We start from the raw sequence: 16,697 nt of genomic DNA, 5'->3' as shown, positions 1-16,697 counted from the left end.
TCGCCGGAAATATTTTGAAAAGGGTTTGAATCTTTCTTTGAGCAAGAAAGCAGCAGGAGAAAAACTGAAAATAAAATGATGGACTGAAACCCCGTAAACTTCATAAAGTTCAAAAATTATATCATCATCTAGTTAAGTACTGTTGATTCCATCAACTGGCCTTGAATTTTTTCCAATATCAAATATAACCTTTGTAGATCTTCCTGCTCATGATTTGCTGAAAGTACAATCCGGTTGACCCAAGGGTCAGTAGGCTCTGGATAAGGAAATGAACTGATTATCACTCCCTCTTCCTCCAATTGAGCAACCCACTTTCTGTTATTGAATGAATAAATGGGAAAACCTGAATCATTATTCAGTCCAGTGATCTTTTCTACTACTGAATTGAAGTAAGTTCTGTTTTTCTTTAGTTTTTCAAACCGCTCTTTGAACAAATCCTGAGCCTGTAAAAAAGCCCAAAGATATGCTTGGGGTGGAGGAGAGGCCGACCTGAAAATTTTCCTGTTCAATATCCCAATGATAGGTTGCACAGGACCCAAAGTAATCCCTGCGGGCATACCTAGTCCTTTACCCAGTGATCCCGTAACGAGTAATTCAACAGGCAAAAACTTCCACCTGTTGTAAGTTCCATAAATATCTTCCCCAACAACACCAAAAGCATGACTATCATCTACCAAAAAAGTGTATTCATGCTTTCTTGGCAGGTAGCCCATCCAACTGAAATCATGTACTGAAGGCTTCAAAGGGTCAACAGCATTCGCCAAAATGAGAATTCGCTGAGGCTTTAGTGTATCGCACATTTCCTTGACATGGCTTACCCAGTCATCAAATGATTGATTAGGATCGGGATTAAGCTCTTCCGGCAATATTGCAGGATGTGTATCTGGTGCTACAAAAATATAATCGGTGAAATCCAATAGGTAATTTACTGTAGCATAACCTGCCAAGTAGCCACTACTCCAAACCAGTGCTTTATCAGCCCCTGCTTTCTCCGCAAAATAATTTTCAAATTGGTCAAAAATATTCAGCCTGACATTATTGATTCTACTCAGTCCATGATTGAGCCCAAGATTTTTGATTCCTCGGATTACAAGATCCTCAAATTCCTTAGTGGTCCCAATTCCAAGATAATCCGTACCGCTGAAGTACAAATATTCTTTGTTATCACGGGTGATGTGCCGACCGATTTTGGTTTGAAGATGGAATAAACTCATAAGGGGTAAATGGGTGATGGGTGACAGGTTTTAGCAAAGTTACCTAAGCAAACCTTAATTAATTCATTCGCGATGAGATTTCCAAAGTTTTCCATCTAAAAATCTCATATCGACTTACTTAAATCCATTTTTTACTGAATTTTTGCTATTATTATTGGATTTTGAATAGAAGTTCAACCCAGAATCGCAAAATTGGTTCAAAAAAAATTGAACTACCCTCATTTACAAAAAAAGCATAGCTAAATCTGCTATGCTCCTTGCTATTTAATCGTAGTTTTTTCCCAACACTCTACCAAGTCCTGCTTCCTCCGCCTCTCCAGGGTCTTCCACCTTCATTTCCTTGATTTTGTTGGGGTTTGAAGTTGCCAATGATATAGGTAAATGAGATTAATCCATACCTCGTCAGCACTCTTGTAAAGGTGTCTTCTATTGTGACGTCATTGACTACTCTTCCTATAGCATTATTTTGGTTGAGCAAATCAAAAATGCTCAGTTTCAACTCCCCTTTATTGTCCTTTAGAAACCTATACCCTGCTTCAATGTTCCACAGCCATACAGATTGATCCAATTCCGCAGAAATCCCTCTGTAAAGAGAGTTTTGGACTACATTAGAAACAAAAAGCTTTCCATTATTGGGGCTATAATAAAACCTAATATTCGAGTTTTGTATATAAAAATTATTGCTCAGGTTAGTCTGAAGACTACTGTTTACAATGGTATAAGTACCTGTAGAAGACAAGGTGAAATCCAGGTCTTTACTGATATTGCTCGTCAATGTCAGCCCTTGGCTCAGGTCTAAATTATCATTGAAGTTCCTTTGTCCATTGATTAAGCCTGGCGTCCTGTTCATAGAAACACTGGAATTGAGATTAAACTGTGACTTCAGCTTCTTAATCGGTGTTCCATAAGTGACAAATAGTCTGGATCTGAACTGACCGGAAAGATTTTCGGGTCTACTGATCTGTGCTCCTGGTCTGAGCAATACATCTCCGTTTACCAGTGAATCGGATTGCGCTACAAAAGTACTGTTCCCAATAAAGTTTTCCGTGACTGATAAAAATAGGAAGGTGAAGAAAGTCCTCGATTTTTCCAGATTGATTTTCGAGAAATTGGTAAATACACTATGGCTGAATGCCTGACCCAAATCCGGATTTCCAACTGACAATTGAAGGGGATTCTGGTTATTGATGACATTTTGCAATTGATTGACGCTGGGTTCCTGAGTGTTGGTCCTGTACCTCATTCTGAATGAAGTACCCTTTTCCCGATTTCTGTAGGAGGCATTCATGCCAGGTAAAAAGTTGCTGAAGGTTCTATTGAAAGTCTGTTCCATAGGGAAAAGGCTCTCATTATCCTGCATAGCATATTGATAATCCAGGTTAGCATTTACATTCCAGTTTTTGAGGTTGTAGCTATATCCCACACTTGGCCTTTGAATGATAAATCTATTGTCAAAAACGTTACTCAAGGCCGTGTCCAAAACCATCATTCCCAATTCCGGAACAAGTGCAAAAGTCTGTTGATCCGCCGAAGTCTTGTTATTTCCTACTTGGTAAGACATTGTCAGAAGTGAGTTTTCATTTACTGGCTCTGTGAATTGTACTGTCGCCCTATAATTGAATCCTTCAGATAGCCCTATTGTCTGTTGGTCTAAAGTATCCCGGATATCTCGGATAAAATCCCTGTTGGCTGCAATCAAATCAGAGAGTTGGTCCCTGTTATTCCAAGCCGTAAATACCGTAGTCGATAAAGTTCTTCCCTGCTTATCAAATTTATACCTGTAAACAAGGTTATTGGAAAGGTTGTACCCATCTGTTTCTGCATCGGAAATAGTCCTTGTTCCACTAAGCGGATCTCTAAGTCCTGAGAAATTGATCCCATCCCGATCTAAAAAAGTCTTATTAGTCTGAAAGTTTAAGGATGGAGTAATGATCAAAGCATTTTTCTCATTGATATCATATTCAATCCGGCTATTTATCCTGTGATTATTGTTTCGGACAGTATTGATTAAAGCTTCATCGTAAAACTGACGGTTGGTCTCAGATAGAATTGTTTCCCTATTGGTCAGCCTGAACAGGTTATTATTGGTAGAATTGAAAAAATATGAAGCTGTTAGGTTCATTTTACTGCCGATTTTATCACTGTAATTTAAGCCAACACTATTGGTAGTAATGATACCTTGATCCTGTCCTACGAGGAAATTATTGTTACCACCGCCGCCTGGTCTGCCACCGCCTCCGCGGCCACCAGGTCCACCCCCCTGACCTCCTGTGACTCCTACCAGATCCTGAGAGGAAAAGTTCTGTTGATTGATATTATTGAATAAGCCTATGATAGAAATTCTTTTATCGCCTTTAAACAAATTGAAATTACCGCCAGCAGCATAGCGATCGTCTGTACCACCACCGGCATAGACTCTTCCAAATTGGCCACTTCTCTTGTCCGGCCTAGTCACTATATTGATAGTCCGTGAATAGTTTCCATCATCAAAACCTGTGAGCCTTGATTGATCCGACTGTTGATCCAATATTTCAACTCTGTCTATGACATCAGCGGGCAAATTTCTGAGGGCAAGGAATGGATCATTCCCAAAAAACTCCCTTCCATCCACAAGAACTTTTTGCACTTGTTCACCTTTGGCCTGAATCTCTCCATTCTGTATTGTTACTCCTGGGATTTTTCTTACCAAATCTTCCGCATCGGCATTTTCTCTGGTCCTAAAGGCATTGGCATTGAAAGAGGTAGTGTCACCCTTAACTTCACCCACTACCACTTGCCCTTCTATCAAAACCTCACCCAGCAACTTACTATCTTCCACTAGGTTTAAATTGCCCAAATCTAGCTTCTCATTGATATTGTGAACGTGGATTATTTTTTGAAACCCCAAAAAAGAAATTTCAACTTTAACATCGGGTATATTAGGCCTGCTTATCTGGAAAGAGCCATCTGCCCCAGTGACAGTAGAGTTCAAAAGTGAATCTGTTACTGTTTTAATCATGACATTGGCTCCGATCATTGGTTCCTGTGAAGAACCTTCCAAAACCCTTCCTTTGAGGATGAGTGATTCAAAATCCCTTCTTTGCCCATTGGCTTCAAAAACCATAACAAAAACTATTAGGGTAAAAGTAAATGTAAGTAAAGATTGACGCATAAAATTCGGTTTATTCCACAATTAGACCTGTGCAGGGTTAGAAAAGTTTAACCTCCTAAGAGACTAAGTTTCAAAAGGAATAATTTGGGGCCGAATGGTCAAAAATTAATTTTAAGAAAAAAAGCAATAAAAAAGCCGACAAAACCCTCTTGATTTCGCCGGCTAAATATAGTGTTTTAAAAGACTACTCTCTCACATCAAGTTTAATAGAAAGTTCTTTCAATTGTTCCTCTGCAATGGTACTTGGTGAGTCAATCATGACGTCCCTACCAGAGTTGTTCTTTGGAAAAGCGATGTAGTCCCTGATAGAATCTGAACCACCAAAAATGGCACAGAACCTGTCAAATCCAAATGCAATTCCTCCATGTGGTGGAGCTCCATATTCAAAAGCTTCCATCAGAAATCCAAATTGCTTCTGAGCTTCTTCATTGGTAAATCCTAAATGTGTAAACATCAATTGCTGGGTAGCCCTGTCGTGGATTCTTATTGAACCTCCACCAATTTCAACCCCGTTGATCACCAGATCATAGGCATTTGCCCTTACCGCTCCCGGATCTGATTCCAGCAATGGAATGTCTTCTTGTTTCGGTGAGGTAAATGGGTGGTGCATTGCGTGGTAGCGTTGGGTTTCTTCATCCCATTCCAATAATGGAAAATCCATCACCCACAATGGCTTGAAAACATTTCTGTCTCTTAATCCCAGGTCTTCACCCATTTTTAATCTCAGTTCGGACATCTGCTTTCTGGTAGACTTGGCATCCCCACTCAAAACCAACAACAAGTCACCTTCCATTGCGCCCATCCTGTCTGCCCAAGCCTTTAGGTCTTCCTGATTGTAAAATTTATCAACAGATGATTTGAATGTGCCATCTGCATTGCATTTCACATAAACCAAACCTTTGGCTCCTATTTGAGGCCTTTTGACCCAATTGGTCAACTCATCCAATTGTTTACGTGTATACTCACCTGCTCCTTTGGCACAAATACCCAATACCAATTCTGCCTGATCAAAGATGGAAAAGCCTTTGCTTTGGGTCAGATCATTGATTTCGGAAAACTTCATGTCAAATCTCAAATCCGGTTTGTCATTACCATAGTATTTCATGGCATCCGCAAAAGTCATCCTTTGCACTTCCTCCAGCTTTACCCCTTTTACATTTGCAAAAAGATGTCTAACAAGGCCCTCAAAAGTATTCAGAATATCTTCCTGATCCACAAAGGACATTTCGCAGTCTATCTGGGTAAATTCTGGCTGTCTGTCTGCTCTTAGGTCCTCATCTCTAAAGCATTTTACGATCTGAAAATACCTATCAAATCCACTGACCATCAACAATTGCTTGAATGTCTGAGGAGATTGCGGCAAAGCATAAAACTCTCCTGGGTTCACTCTACTTGGAACCACAAAATCCCTTGCACCCTCAGGTGTTGACTTGATCAATACGGGAGTTTCTACCTCTATGAACTGTTGACTGTCCATATATTTTCTGGTCTCCTGCATCATTCTATGACGAAGCTGGAGCTTTTCTCTCACTACACTCCTTCGCAGATCAAGGTACCTGTACTTCATTCTCAATTCATCACCACCGTCAGTCTCATCTTCAATGATAAAAGGAGGAACTTTAGCAGCATTGAGTACTTTAAGACTATTTACCTTCACTTCAATATGACCAGTAGGGATCTTATCATTTTTGGAAGTTCTTTCAATTACATTTCCAGAAGCCTGGACTACAAACTCTCTACCCAATGAGGCGGCAGTTTCCAAAAGCTCAGGTGCAGAAGATCCCTCTTCAAAAATCAATTGGGTTACACCATACCTGTCTCTCAGGTCTACCCAGATCAGGCCACCTTTGTTTCTTACCCTTTGTACCCAGCCGGCCAAAGTCACTTCTTCATTTATGTTTTCTATCCTTAGCTGTCCGCAAGTATGAGTTCTGTGCATGTTTTTACTTGGTATTTTTTGAAAGTGGACAAAGATAAACAAACCTCTCAGAGTATGCTAAGTAGCAACAAAAGAATGCATTGAAACTTCAACAATCTGTAAGAAAGAGAGGAGTTTGGTATGTAAATTTTACCAATCATCAACTTTTTTTAGAAAATCATTCGATTGCTTAAACAGTAAATCACTTTTTGGGCGTTATTTTAATAAATCGATAAAAATGTTAAAATTTCAAGATACATTGCTTTCCGCTTGTTATTTGAACGAAATTTAAATTTCTTTGAATAATCTGCCCAATTAAAAAAATAATACTCTATAATGGTTAAAAAATGGATAGGCATCAGTGCCTTGGTTATCGCCTTAACAGGAGGCTATTTCGTGATGGAGAAAAAAAATTCCAAAGCCGATGAAGTCGTTGCAGAGGATTTTGAAATTGAGGAACTGGAAGAAATAGTCAAAGTCGAAAACCTACTTTATGGCATAGACGTCAACGGACTTCAGATCACCGAAGGCCTAGTCGGCAAAAACCAGACATTATCCTCTATTCTTTCACCTTTCAATGTCCCTTACGAAATCATAGATCAGATCGCCAAAAAGTCAAAAGATATTTTTGATGTAAGAAAAATTGCATTCAACAAAAAATTCACGGTCTTAACTCCTGAAGACTCTTCACAAGCTCAATTTTTTATTTACGAGCCTAACCCTTCCGAATATGTGGTCTTCAAACTGGATGAAGTAGAGATCTACAAGGAAGAAAAGCCTGTGGACTTGAGGCATGTTGAAAAAGGTGGTGTTATCACCAATAATCTTTCTTCAAATATGGGAGAATTAGGTATTACCAATGACTTGATAGACCAGTTTGCCGATCTTTTTGGCTGGTATGTCAATTTCCAAGGACTGCAAAAAGGGGATGAGTTTAAAGTTGTCTATAAAGAAAAAGTAATTGATGATATTGTAGTTGGAATAACAGATATCGAAGCAGCATATTTCCAGCACAAAGGACAAGAATACCATGCTATTCCTTTCGAACAAAACGGGGAAGTAAATTTCTTTGATCAAGAAGGAAATAGCTTTAAGAAGTCTTTTTTAAGAGACCCGGTAAAGTATACAAGAATAAGTTCTAAATACAACCTGAGAAGATTTCACCCTGTCCAAAAAAGGTATAAACCACATTTGGGCACTGATTACGCTGCGGCAACAGGTACTGAGATAAGAACCGTAGGTGATGGAACTGTGGTGGAAGCAAGGTTTACCAGTGCCAATGGAAATTATGTCAAAATCAAACATAACGACACCTACACCACCCAGTATTTGCACATGTCCAAAATAGCCTCAGGCATGAAACCTGGTACCAGAGTAAAACAAGGTCAGGTCATCGGGTTTGTGGGCAGTACCGGTTTGGCTACAGGTCCTCACCTTTGCTTCAGATTCTGGAAAAACGGTAAGCAGGTTGACTGGCTGGCAGAAAAAATTCCACCTGCTGATCCAATTACAAAAGAAAACAGAGAGGCATTCGAAAGAGTGAAGATGGAAAAGATCAGTCAGATTGCTGCTATTCCGGTTCAAAAGAAAGAAGAAAAGTTACTTGCTGAAAAATAAGCTTAATAGGATTAGAATTTGATTATAGATATGTCAAAAAAGACGTTTTGAAAATTAGGGATTAATCGGCGATTATTCCTTTTCTGGTCTTTTCAGCAACAATTCTGAGCGCCGGTTTAGCTGATGCATGGCTTCGGTACAGTCCTGAGACATACAGTCATGCACTGGAATACTTTTGCCCATCCACTTGGATTTTATTCTGGATGATTCCAGCCCCATTTCCTTTAAATAATCCATGACCACTTTTGCTCTTTTTTCACTCAAAGGCATATTATACGTCTCACTTCCACGCTGATCTGTATGCCCCTCAATATAGAGGTGGAGATTTGGCATTTTTTGCATCATGAAAACTACTCTTTCCAATTCTTTGTAGTGCTTTTGCCTAAGCGTACTTTTGTCAAAATCAAAATACACCGTTGGTATCTCAGCCAAATCCTGCTGCATTAATTCAAAAAAGCCTATTTCATCGCACTTATTTGTCAAATAATCCTTCCAATTCTCGGGCAACTCATACTTTTTGTCCATATCAGGAAATGCCTCCAGTACCAATTCAGACCTTCTGTTCATCTGATGCCTTGATTCAGAGCAGGGAATCCCGTCACCACAATCATTTACCAATACCTCTTCTCCATGCCACTCCAACCTTAGTCTATCGGATTCGATATCAAATTTTGCAATGTAATCCCTCACTGCATCTGCCCTTCTTTGGCTAAGATTTTCATTATAGGCTTTGCTTGCCCTGGAATCAGTATGGCTGGAGACCACTAAATCCAAGAAGTCATACTTTTTCATCAATTCGCCAATTCTATCCAAAATAGGAATTGCATCATTTCTAATACCAGACTTGTCCAGGTCGTAATAGATGATGTCAACTATTGCCGCTGTTTGGTAAGGAATTTTTACAAGGGTATAAACTCTTTTTAAAGTATCTTCTCTCAAACCGAATGTACTAAGTGTGGAGTCCAAAACGGGGAAATAACCCTTTTTATCAATTTTCAAAGAGTAAGCGCTTTCAGGGTCAAGTGCTGCTAATACTTCGTTTTGACTACCTTTTATGGTTTCGATCTGTTCTGATTGAGGCTTAATTAGAAGAGTTGCATCATAAGCCCCTTCTATTGGATAACCATCGCAGTCGACTAATTGGGCTTGCAGTTGTTTCTGAAGATCAACTATATAATAAATATCGTCCAGCCCCAAACCTCCTGACCTGTCAGAAGAAAGGTAAGAAACACCATCCTCACTCACCCGGTATGCAAAATCATCTCTTGAACTATTGTAAGGGACACCCATATTTTTCACCCCCGAAAAGGAACCTTTGTCATAATCCGCACTAAAAATATCCATTCCTCCAAGGCCTGAGTGTCCTGAGGATGAAAAATAAAAGATATCCCCACTTATTGAGGGATGACTCTCATTTCCTGGGGTATTGATTTCAGGACCTAAATTCACGGGCATCCCAAATTCCATTCTATCATTGAACTCGACATAATAAATATCATAGCCCCCCAAGCCGCCAGGCATATCGGAAGCAAAGAATAAGCGCTTATTTCTCTCGTCTAAATAGGGGTGCATGACTCCATAAGCAAAGGGCTCATTAAAAGGCAAGGCTTTAGTATTGTTGATTAAACCATCCTGATCGAGATCAGCAAAATAAACTCCAGGCTGATTGACAATATCTTCCCGCTTGTTACCCTTGGCTTTTCCCACTACTGCCGTATAAAATATCCTTTTACCGTCCAGAGTCACATAAGCATCAGACATGTGCAAAGCTCCTTTCAAGTCAGTCTTTAATGCCATCAAATCACCTGCTTTACTTTTTCTATACAAGCCAAAAAACGCCCTGTCATTGAAATCGCTCTTTCCTTGACTGAAAAGGCTATTTTTTGCGTCCAGTCTAATACTTGCTTTTTCAGAACTGACTACCGGACCACGATCGCTTGTAAAAAATACATTTCCATGTTTATCTTTACTAAACCCAAAGTCGGAACCTTCTGAATTAAGCCCATCTACTGACACCAGGTTAACATTGGCTCTATTGGCATGCAAGTATTCAATTCTTCCAAAATCAAGCTCCGGAAAATCAAAAACCTCAAAGTCTGAATCCTTAAGCAATTCTTCTACATCAAACCCCTTATCTGCTTGCATTGCTGCAATGAGATAGGCGTAATAATCCGATCTCCCTGCCTCCTCAAAAGCAATTACCTCTTTACTCCAAAGGTAAGCTTTATCATAATCCTTAATATTGCTGTAAGTTTCGGCAATTTTAACAGCGGTTTTGTATATTCCTTTTCGCTTATATGCCTCTTCGTAAATTTCTGCCGCATGAGCATAATTCTCAAGTGCAAATTGTTTGTCAGCATATCTCAATTTGGAATTTTGGGCCTGAACTTGACCTATAAATATTCCGAAAAATATAAGAGTAATAAGTTTCTTGTTCTTCATGATCAGAACCACCTTGGGTTTTTGAGTTTTGCAGTTCTGGGACTAATGTAATATCCTATAGAAATCTCATGTGAAGCATTTCTGTAATTCTCCAAAATATTGAGATTATGGTCGTAAGCATAACCTACCCTTATACTTTCTGTGGCAAAAACTTCAGCAATCAATGCCACTGCTGTTCTGTTATTGAGGTTTCCTATTAGGTTTTCATTCCCTATTCTCATGTTGGATCTATAAGAAGCTCCCAGCCAAAGTCTTTCCATAAAAAGAAACATTCCATTGATATCATAGCTGGTTGGCGCTCCCTGCACTTCCCTGATCAAAAAGCTAGGCTTAAAAGAAACATTATCACTTACAGGCACCAACAACCCTGCAGTAAGGTAAAAATGAAAATCATGAAATGCAAGAGCAACATCTTCACGTTCAAGGGCTTTTTTACCCACTAAATTGAACGCACTGAACCCGGCGTAAAATCTATCAGAGTGAAAAAATAAACCAGCATTCATGTTAGGAGTGAACATGTTGATCCTACCCTCAGGGATTTCTGGGTCATTTGGATCATTAAATGCCCAATCTCCATCTATTGCATACTGACTTGCTCCTGCGCTCACTCCCAGCGAAAGAAAACTTTCCTTTCCGGTCTGTACCCTATATGCATATGAAAGCAATGCTGAAGATGTACTGGTTGGGCCAATTTTATCGGACATAATAGATGCCCCAAAACCCATTAGACCTTCATTTGCACTCAAGTCAGCGGTAACGGTAAACGTCTGGGGAGCACCGGGAAATCCAACCCACTGATCTCTGTAAGTACTCTGAATATATCCTTGATTTTTATAACCTGCATATCCTGGATTGATATGCAGGCCATTGAAGATATATTGGCTAAACTGGGGCAATTGCTGACCAAAGAGCGCTACACTTGGCAGCAGTGCCACTGACATGATCAAGATAAATATGGGTAAAACCTTCTTCATTTCTTCTCCGGATTAATCTTTAATTATCTGAACCCAGCCCTTAAATTCATGCATCCTTCCAGCTCGATCACTGCCTCTGAAGATATAATAATAGGTGCCTGCTACCTGACCTGGAGCATCCCAGTTGTTATCATAGTTCTCTATTTGGAAAACATGATCCCCATAACGGTTGAAAATCACAATATCATTAGTTGCGAATTTGCCTATTCCTTTGATTTCAAACCGATCATTTTTATTATCTCCATTGGGAGTGATTACATTTGGAATGAAGAAGGGGTTGATCACGTTTACATCCGTAGCGCTATTATTGGCAGGATTGATATCTTCTTCTGCGGCACTTACAGTAGCCTGATTGGTGATGGTCAATGAATTTGTCCCGTTTAAAGCGTCTGCAGTCACCACAACACTGATTGTAAGTACAACTCCTGCATTGAATCTAGGAATAAAATATGTAATACTGTTACCAGTAACATTTGTTTGTAAGTCTATGGAGTTATCACTTGAGAATGATACTGTGCTAACATAACTTAATCCAGGAGGAAGAACATCTACAATTTCTACATTTGTAGCACCAGTATCTCCAAGATTACTGATAGTTAGTGTGTACTCAAATTCATCACCCTCATAAATTTCAGCTCCATTAGAGGTCTTTTCTATAGCAAGATCTATATTATCCGAAACCAGAATCAAAGTAACGGTAGCCTCATCAAAATTATCTGGGTAGCCAACTTCTCTAAGTGTATATCTCAAAGTATAAGTCCGAGGAGCATTAATCTCAGGAATTAAGAGACTCAAATCACCATTCTCTTCAATACTCAAACCAATCAGCCCGTCCAATTCGGTAAATTCAAAGTCCACCAGGTCAGGAGTTACTGGCTTTCCATTCAATAAGTCATTTTCTAAAATATTACCCAAAGGGCCTACATAACTTATAAAATGCTCACCCAGATCATCGTCGTTTGCTATGATTTCTACAAAGCCTTCATGACAACGAATACCAAAATGAAGATCATTATGCCTTGTCTTAGATCTGCTCAAGGTTCTTTCAACAAACTCAGGAGTGGTCAATCCACATTCAATAGCAAACCTGATGTTAGAATCGAGAAATTCAGTTCTCAAATTAGGTAAAGTTTTGATAAGGCCACTTTCACCTTTAGCACTCGCTTGGTCATTCAGGTTTCTATCCATGATCAATTGCGCTGAGTATTCTCCAAAAGCATCGGATTGCTCTATCAATTCGCTCCAATATCCAGTTTTACCTATGTATGAACCTCTTTCAAAACCGTTTGGACCAACTACTTTGATATTTGTAGACTTAGCGTTACCAAAACCTGCAATATTCAGCTCTCCGAAGTTTTCAGGTCCGTCGTATCTTCCATCTCCATTCAAATCAAACCACTCCCATTCGTTAATGTCAATAGCCCCTTTTGTAGGATCGTTTAAAGTTACTTTCCCATCATCGTTAGCATCATACCACTCATCCTGCACACCATTACCATTTGCATCATACCAAACGATACCCCCTAGGTATAGATCATTACTTGGTCCATAATTGAAATCCTCAACCTGATTGATACAAGCATCTACTACAACGGTAAAAGATGATTCCCCTGAAGCAAAAAGCCCTTTGACTGCATTGAGGTTGGCTTCGTTGACCTGTACTAAGTACTCTCCAAAAACTATTTCGTCAAAAATATATCTTCCATCACTCGCTGTCACAGCAACATATACCAGATCATCTTTGCCACCTTGAGAAATCAACAAAACAGGAACTCCACTAATTGGCTCCCCGGTGATTTCATGTATAACTTTACCGGAAATTCTGGCAGCATCAATACAGGATTCATTGTCCACTGTAGGGGTCTGAATATTGATAGCCTCTGAACATTCAGTAAATTCAGAATTATAATCCTCGCAAGTGGCTGCATCAGTCAAATCATCTTCAGCTCTCCATAAGAGCAGGACATTTTTAAGACTAAGCTCATCTCCGCAGTTCCAGATAAATTTTTCTGAAATTACACGAATTACAGATTCTTGTACACCCGCATCCAAAGTTCCTAAAAACGCACTGATTTTTACCGGTGTATTGCTTTGCCCAATGTATAAGTCTGCCAGAAGCCTTGTTTCAAACCTTGTGTTTTCAAAGGCAGAATTAAAGGCAACAGAAATGTAAACCTCTGATGAAGTTCCGAACTCACAACTTTCTCCTTCTATTTTATTTCCTGTCTGATCACTGAGAAAGATGGATCCATAAGAAAATTCATTTCCATTGCAGGCCAGAAAGTCACTTCCCCTGCAATCCTCAAACTCTGGATCTACTGGGTCTGTCACCCTTATTGTCACTGTAGTCCGATCTTTTCTTCCATCAAGCTTATCTGTAATCTCATATTCAAAAGTATAAACCCCTGCTGGAGTACCTGCGGCTACAGATACATTTCCAAAACCTTGAGAATTCGGGTCCTGATTCAAAATAATAAATCCTGAGGCAAGAGATCCCTCAATATCAAAAACCACCAATTCAATGTCTTCTGGATCAAGTGGACGTCCGTCAAGCTCATCGTTGTCAAAAATGTTAATAATGTTATTGCCACCTGAAAATCCAAACACAGGTCCCGCATTGTCAGGAACCGCAGAAACCTCTCTGGCAAAAAAGACAAATTTCCCGTCCGCTTCCATGATATCAAAAACCCTAAATCCGTGGATTGGAGTGGTAGTATTAAAAATTCCTGCATTGATGATGGTAAGCCATTGCTTTTGCTCAGGCAAATCAATTTGATGGTTGACCCCTGTATTCCAAGTATATTCAGGCATTACGGTAACCAAAGAAGCATTTTGAATCACATTTCCATCTGCATCTAATGGAAGTAAATCCATTCCTGAGTTTCCGTTTCTCTCGGAAATTAACATATATCCAGAGCTTGGAATCTGATTAGGGTAAATGATGTCTACAAAAGCATTATTTTCTTCAAAAATTGGAGTGGGGCTGATATCCCAATATGACCTAAGGTCTGGAACAGAAACAACCTCCTCCATTGCTCTGAGAAAGTTTTGAAGGTTATTTGCATGGGAAATATGCTGGGATCTTTCTGTATGGTTGTATTTGATCACTCTTACATCAGCCGGAGATAAGTCACTTCCAAGTAGTGTATTGGCACTTTTTACAACAGGAAACCTGGAAGTTGCAAAAATTCTTTCCCCATTCTCCAATAAAATAGACTCAATTTCTACAGGAACATTTCCTGGGCTTGGATTTTCATTAGTCTGAGAAGTTTGGACAATTCTTTGTTCATTCGCGCCACCTCTGTCTATGATCAAGGTTACTTCTTTGATGCCTTCACTGTTATTATTTTTATCTACATAAATTGTAGATTGTGCCTGAAGGTGGAAAACATTGATCATCAAAAAATAAAAAAACAAAACCAATACGCTATTAAAGCTGCTCATTTTCAGAATAAAGCGTATACTGAATATTGTATTGAAGGTTTTGAATAAGAGTTTCTTCACTTGGGCTGATTCGTAAAGTGGGTGATCCAAAGTGGTAATTAATATGAATATTAATTATCTGTCGTAAAAATACACTTTTTTGCTTTTCACATCCAAGTGTTTTAAAAATTATTTTAATTTGAAATGCAAAATTTTTTATATGAAAAACATTTTCGTTGTTTTGACCCACAAAAAAAGAGGCCTCAGCCTCTTTGCTTTTTCACTTGATTTTCATTTTTGAGGTTTTTCAAATATTCTTTAATAACCCTCATTTTCTGATTATTCCCCAAAATCCCTTTGGGAATAATCCTTTCCAAACTCCAATACATAAATCTGTTTATTAAATGGGTGATATCAAACAAACGATTTTCAATATAGATGGTTTTCCTTCAATTGTAAAGACTTTGATTTCAATACTGAAATATTAGTAGTATATTCCACTTGCACATTTAGATAAATATATGGAGACTATCGCCAGAGAAAATGTTCAACAGGCCATTGATGAGACTTTCGCAGCACAGAGAATACAAGCTAAATACAATAGGCTTTCATCTGTGAAAGAAAGGAAAATACTATTGGAAAAACTTCAAAACTGGATCAAAAACAATCACAGCGACATACAAAGAGCCATCCATGCTGATTTCAAAAAGCCTTATGCAGAAATTGACCTTTCTGAGATCTTTGTGGTAACTTCTGAGATAAAGCATGCCCTAAAGAATCTTGATCATTGGGTAAAACCCAAAAAGGTTCCAACCCCCATTCCAATGTTAGGGACAAAATCTTATGTACAATACGAACCAAAAGGTACAAGTTTGATCATTGCTCCATGGAACTACCCTTTCAACCTAGCCTTGGGGCCCTTGGTATCTGCCATAGCCGCAGGTTGTACAGCGATCATCAAACCTTCGGAGATGACACCTCATACTTCCGCATTGCTGAGAAGGTTGGTAGAAGAAACTTTTGATAAAAGCCAAGTGGCAGTCTTTGAAGGAGAAGTAGAAGTCGCACAAGTTCTTTTATCCAAACCTTTCGATCACATATTTTTTACAGGTAGCCCAGCCGTAGGCAAAATTATTATGAAGGCTGCTGCAGAACACCTCAGCTCTATTACGCTGGAACTGGGTGGAAAATCTCCAGCCGTTATCGACAACAAAGCAGATATCAAAGATGCTGCTGAAAAAATTGTTTGGGGAAAGTTTGTCAACTGTGGACAGACCTGTATTGCACCTGATTATATCTTAGTCCACCAGGCCATCAAGGATGAATTTCTCAAAGAGTTAGTCCAGCAAATAAAAAAGATGTATGACCCCTCAAAAAAGGGAATAGAGAAATCCAAAGATTACGCAAGGATAGTCAACAGCAAACACCTGAAAAGAATGAAAAACCTATTGGCTGATGCCGAACTTAAAGGTGCAGTGAAATATTTCGGTGGACATGTAGAAGAAGAAGAGAATTTTTTTGAACCAACTGTATTGACCGGACTTACTGAAGAAATGGAAGTCATGCAGGAGGAAATATTCGGCCCTATACTTCCAGTCATTTCCTTTGCTGATCTCGAAGAAGCTATAAATTACATAAACCTCAAGCCGAAACCCCTGGCCTTATATGTTTTTTCTAAAGATTCAGAAAACATCAACAAGGTCTTCAAAGAAACTTCCTCTGGAGGAGCAGTTGCTAATGATTGTGTTCTTCATTTTTTACAAAATGAACTTCCTTTTGGCGGCGTAAACAATTCGGGTATAGGAAAAGCTCATGGGCATTTTGGTTTTTTGGCTTTTAGCAATGAAAAATCTGTGCTCAAACAAAGAGTTGGTCTAACAGCTTCTAAGCCCCTTTATCCACCCTATGGCTTTGCCGGTAAAAAAATAATTGACAGTCTCTTGAAATGGTTTTAACTT

At 39.1% G+C, this 16,697-nt stretch carries 8 protein-coding genes; 2 read left to right on the top strand and 6 right to left on the bottom strand.

Annotated elements, in window-relative coordinates:
- Positions 1-128 precede the first annotated feature (128 nt).
- The 3 genes from A33Q_RS19025 to aspS all read right to left on the bottom strand — a co-directional run bounded on the left by A33Q_RS19025 (position 129) and on the right by aspS (position 6,304).
- The gene (locus tag A33Q_RS19025; protein WP_009033083.1) at positions 129-1,214 is read right to left on the bottom strand and encodes an aminotransferase class I/II-fold pyridoxal phosphate-dependent enzyme; all 1,086 of its coding nucleotides are present in this window, start codon (positions 1,212-1,214) and stop codon (positions 129-131) included.
- A 289-nt stretch (positions 1,215-1,503) separates the two neighbouring features.
- On the bottom strand, positions 1,504-4,365 hold the full coding sequence (locus tag A33Q_RS19020) for an outer membrane beta-barrel protein (RefSeq protein WP_009033084.1): 2,862 nt from the start codon (positions 4,363-4,365) through the stop codon (positions 1,504-1,506).
- Between the two features lie 184 nt (positions 4,366-4,549).
- Entirely contained in the window at positions 4,550-6,304 is a 1,755-nt protein-coding gene (aspS, locus tag A33Q_RS19015) for an aspartate--tRNA ligase (RefSeq protein WP_009033085.1), read from the bottom strand.
- Between the two features lie 315 nt (positions 6,305-6,619).
- Between aspS and A33Q_RS19010 the strand changes: the two genes are divergently transcribed.
- Positions 6,620-7,900: a peptidoglycan DD-metalloendopeptidase family protein gene (locus tag A33Q_RS19010; RefSeq protein WP_009033086.1), complete on the top strand. Its 1,281-nt coding sequence runs from the start codon at positions 6,620-6,622 to the stop codon at positions 7,898-7,900.
- Between the two features lie 72 nt (positions 7,901-7,972).
- Here A33Q_RS19010 and A33Q_RS19005 read toward each other — a convergent pair whose 3' ends face one another.
- Genes A33Q_RS19005 through A33Q_RS21685 form a run of 3 tightly spaced genes read right to left on the bottom strand, consistent with a single transcriptional unit; the run spans position 7,973 to position 14,820 of the window.
- Complete coding sequence (locus A33Q_RS19005) at positions 7,973-10,342, bottom strand: OmpA family protein (protein WP_009033087.1); 2,370 nt, start codon at positions 10,340-10,342, stop codon at positions 7,973-7,975.
- A 2-nt stretch (positions 10,343-10,344) separates the two neighbouring features.
- Positions 10,345-11,316 (bottom strand): PorP/SprF family type IX secretion system membrane protein, encoded by a 972-nt coding sequence (locus tag A33Q_RS19000; protein ID WP_009033088.1) that lies wholly within the window; start codon positions 11,314-11,316, stop codon positions 10,345-10,347.
- A gap of 12 nt (positions 11,317-11,328) precedes the next feature.
- Entirely contained in the window at positions 11,329-14,820 is a 3,492-nt protein-coding gene (locus tag A33Q_RS21685) for a T9SS type B sorting domain-containing protein (RefSeq protein WP_152527437.1), read from the bottom strand.
- A gap of 440 nt (positions 14,821-15,260) precedes the next feature.
- On the opposite strand from A33Q_RS21685, the gene A33Q_RS18985 reads away from it, so the two are divergent.
- A complete protein-coding gene (locus A33Q_RS18985; RefSeq protein ID WP_009033091.1) occupies positions 15,261-16,694 on the top strand; it encodes an aldehyde dehydrogenase family protein in 1,434 nt (477 codons plus the stop codon).
- Positions 16,695-16,697: the final 3 nt, after the last annotated feature.

The organism is Indibacter alkaliphilus LW1, from assembly GCF_000295935.2.
Lineage (GTDB): Bacteria > Bacteroidota > Bacteroidia > Cytophagales > Cyclobacteriaceae > Indibacter > Indibacter alkaliphilus.
The sequence above is the reverse complement of the archived record's forward strand: the minus strand, read 5'-3'. Positions and strand labels throughout refer to the sequence as shown.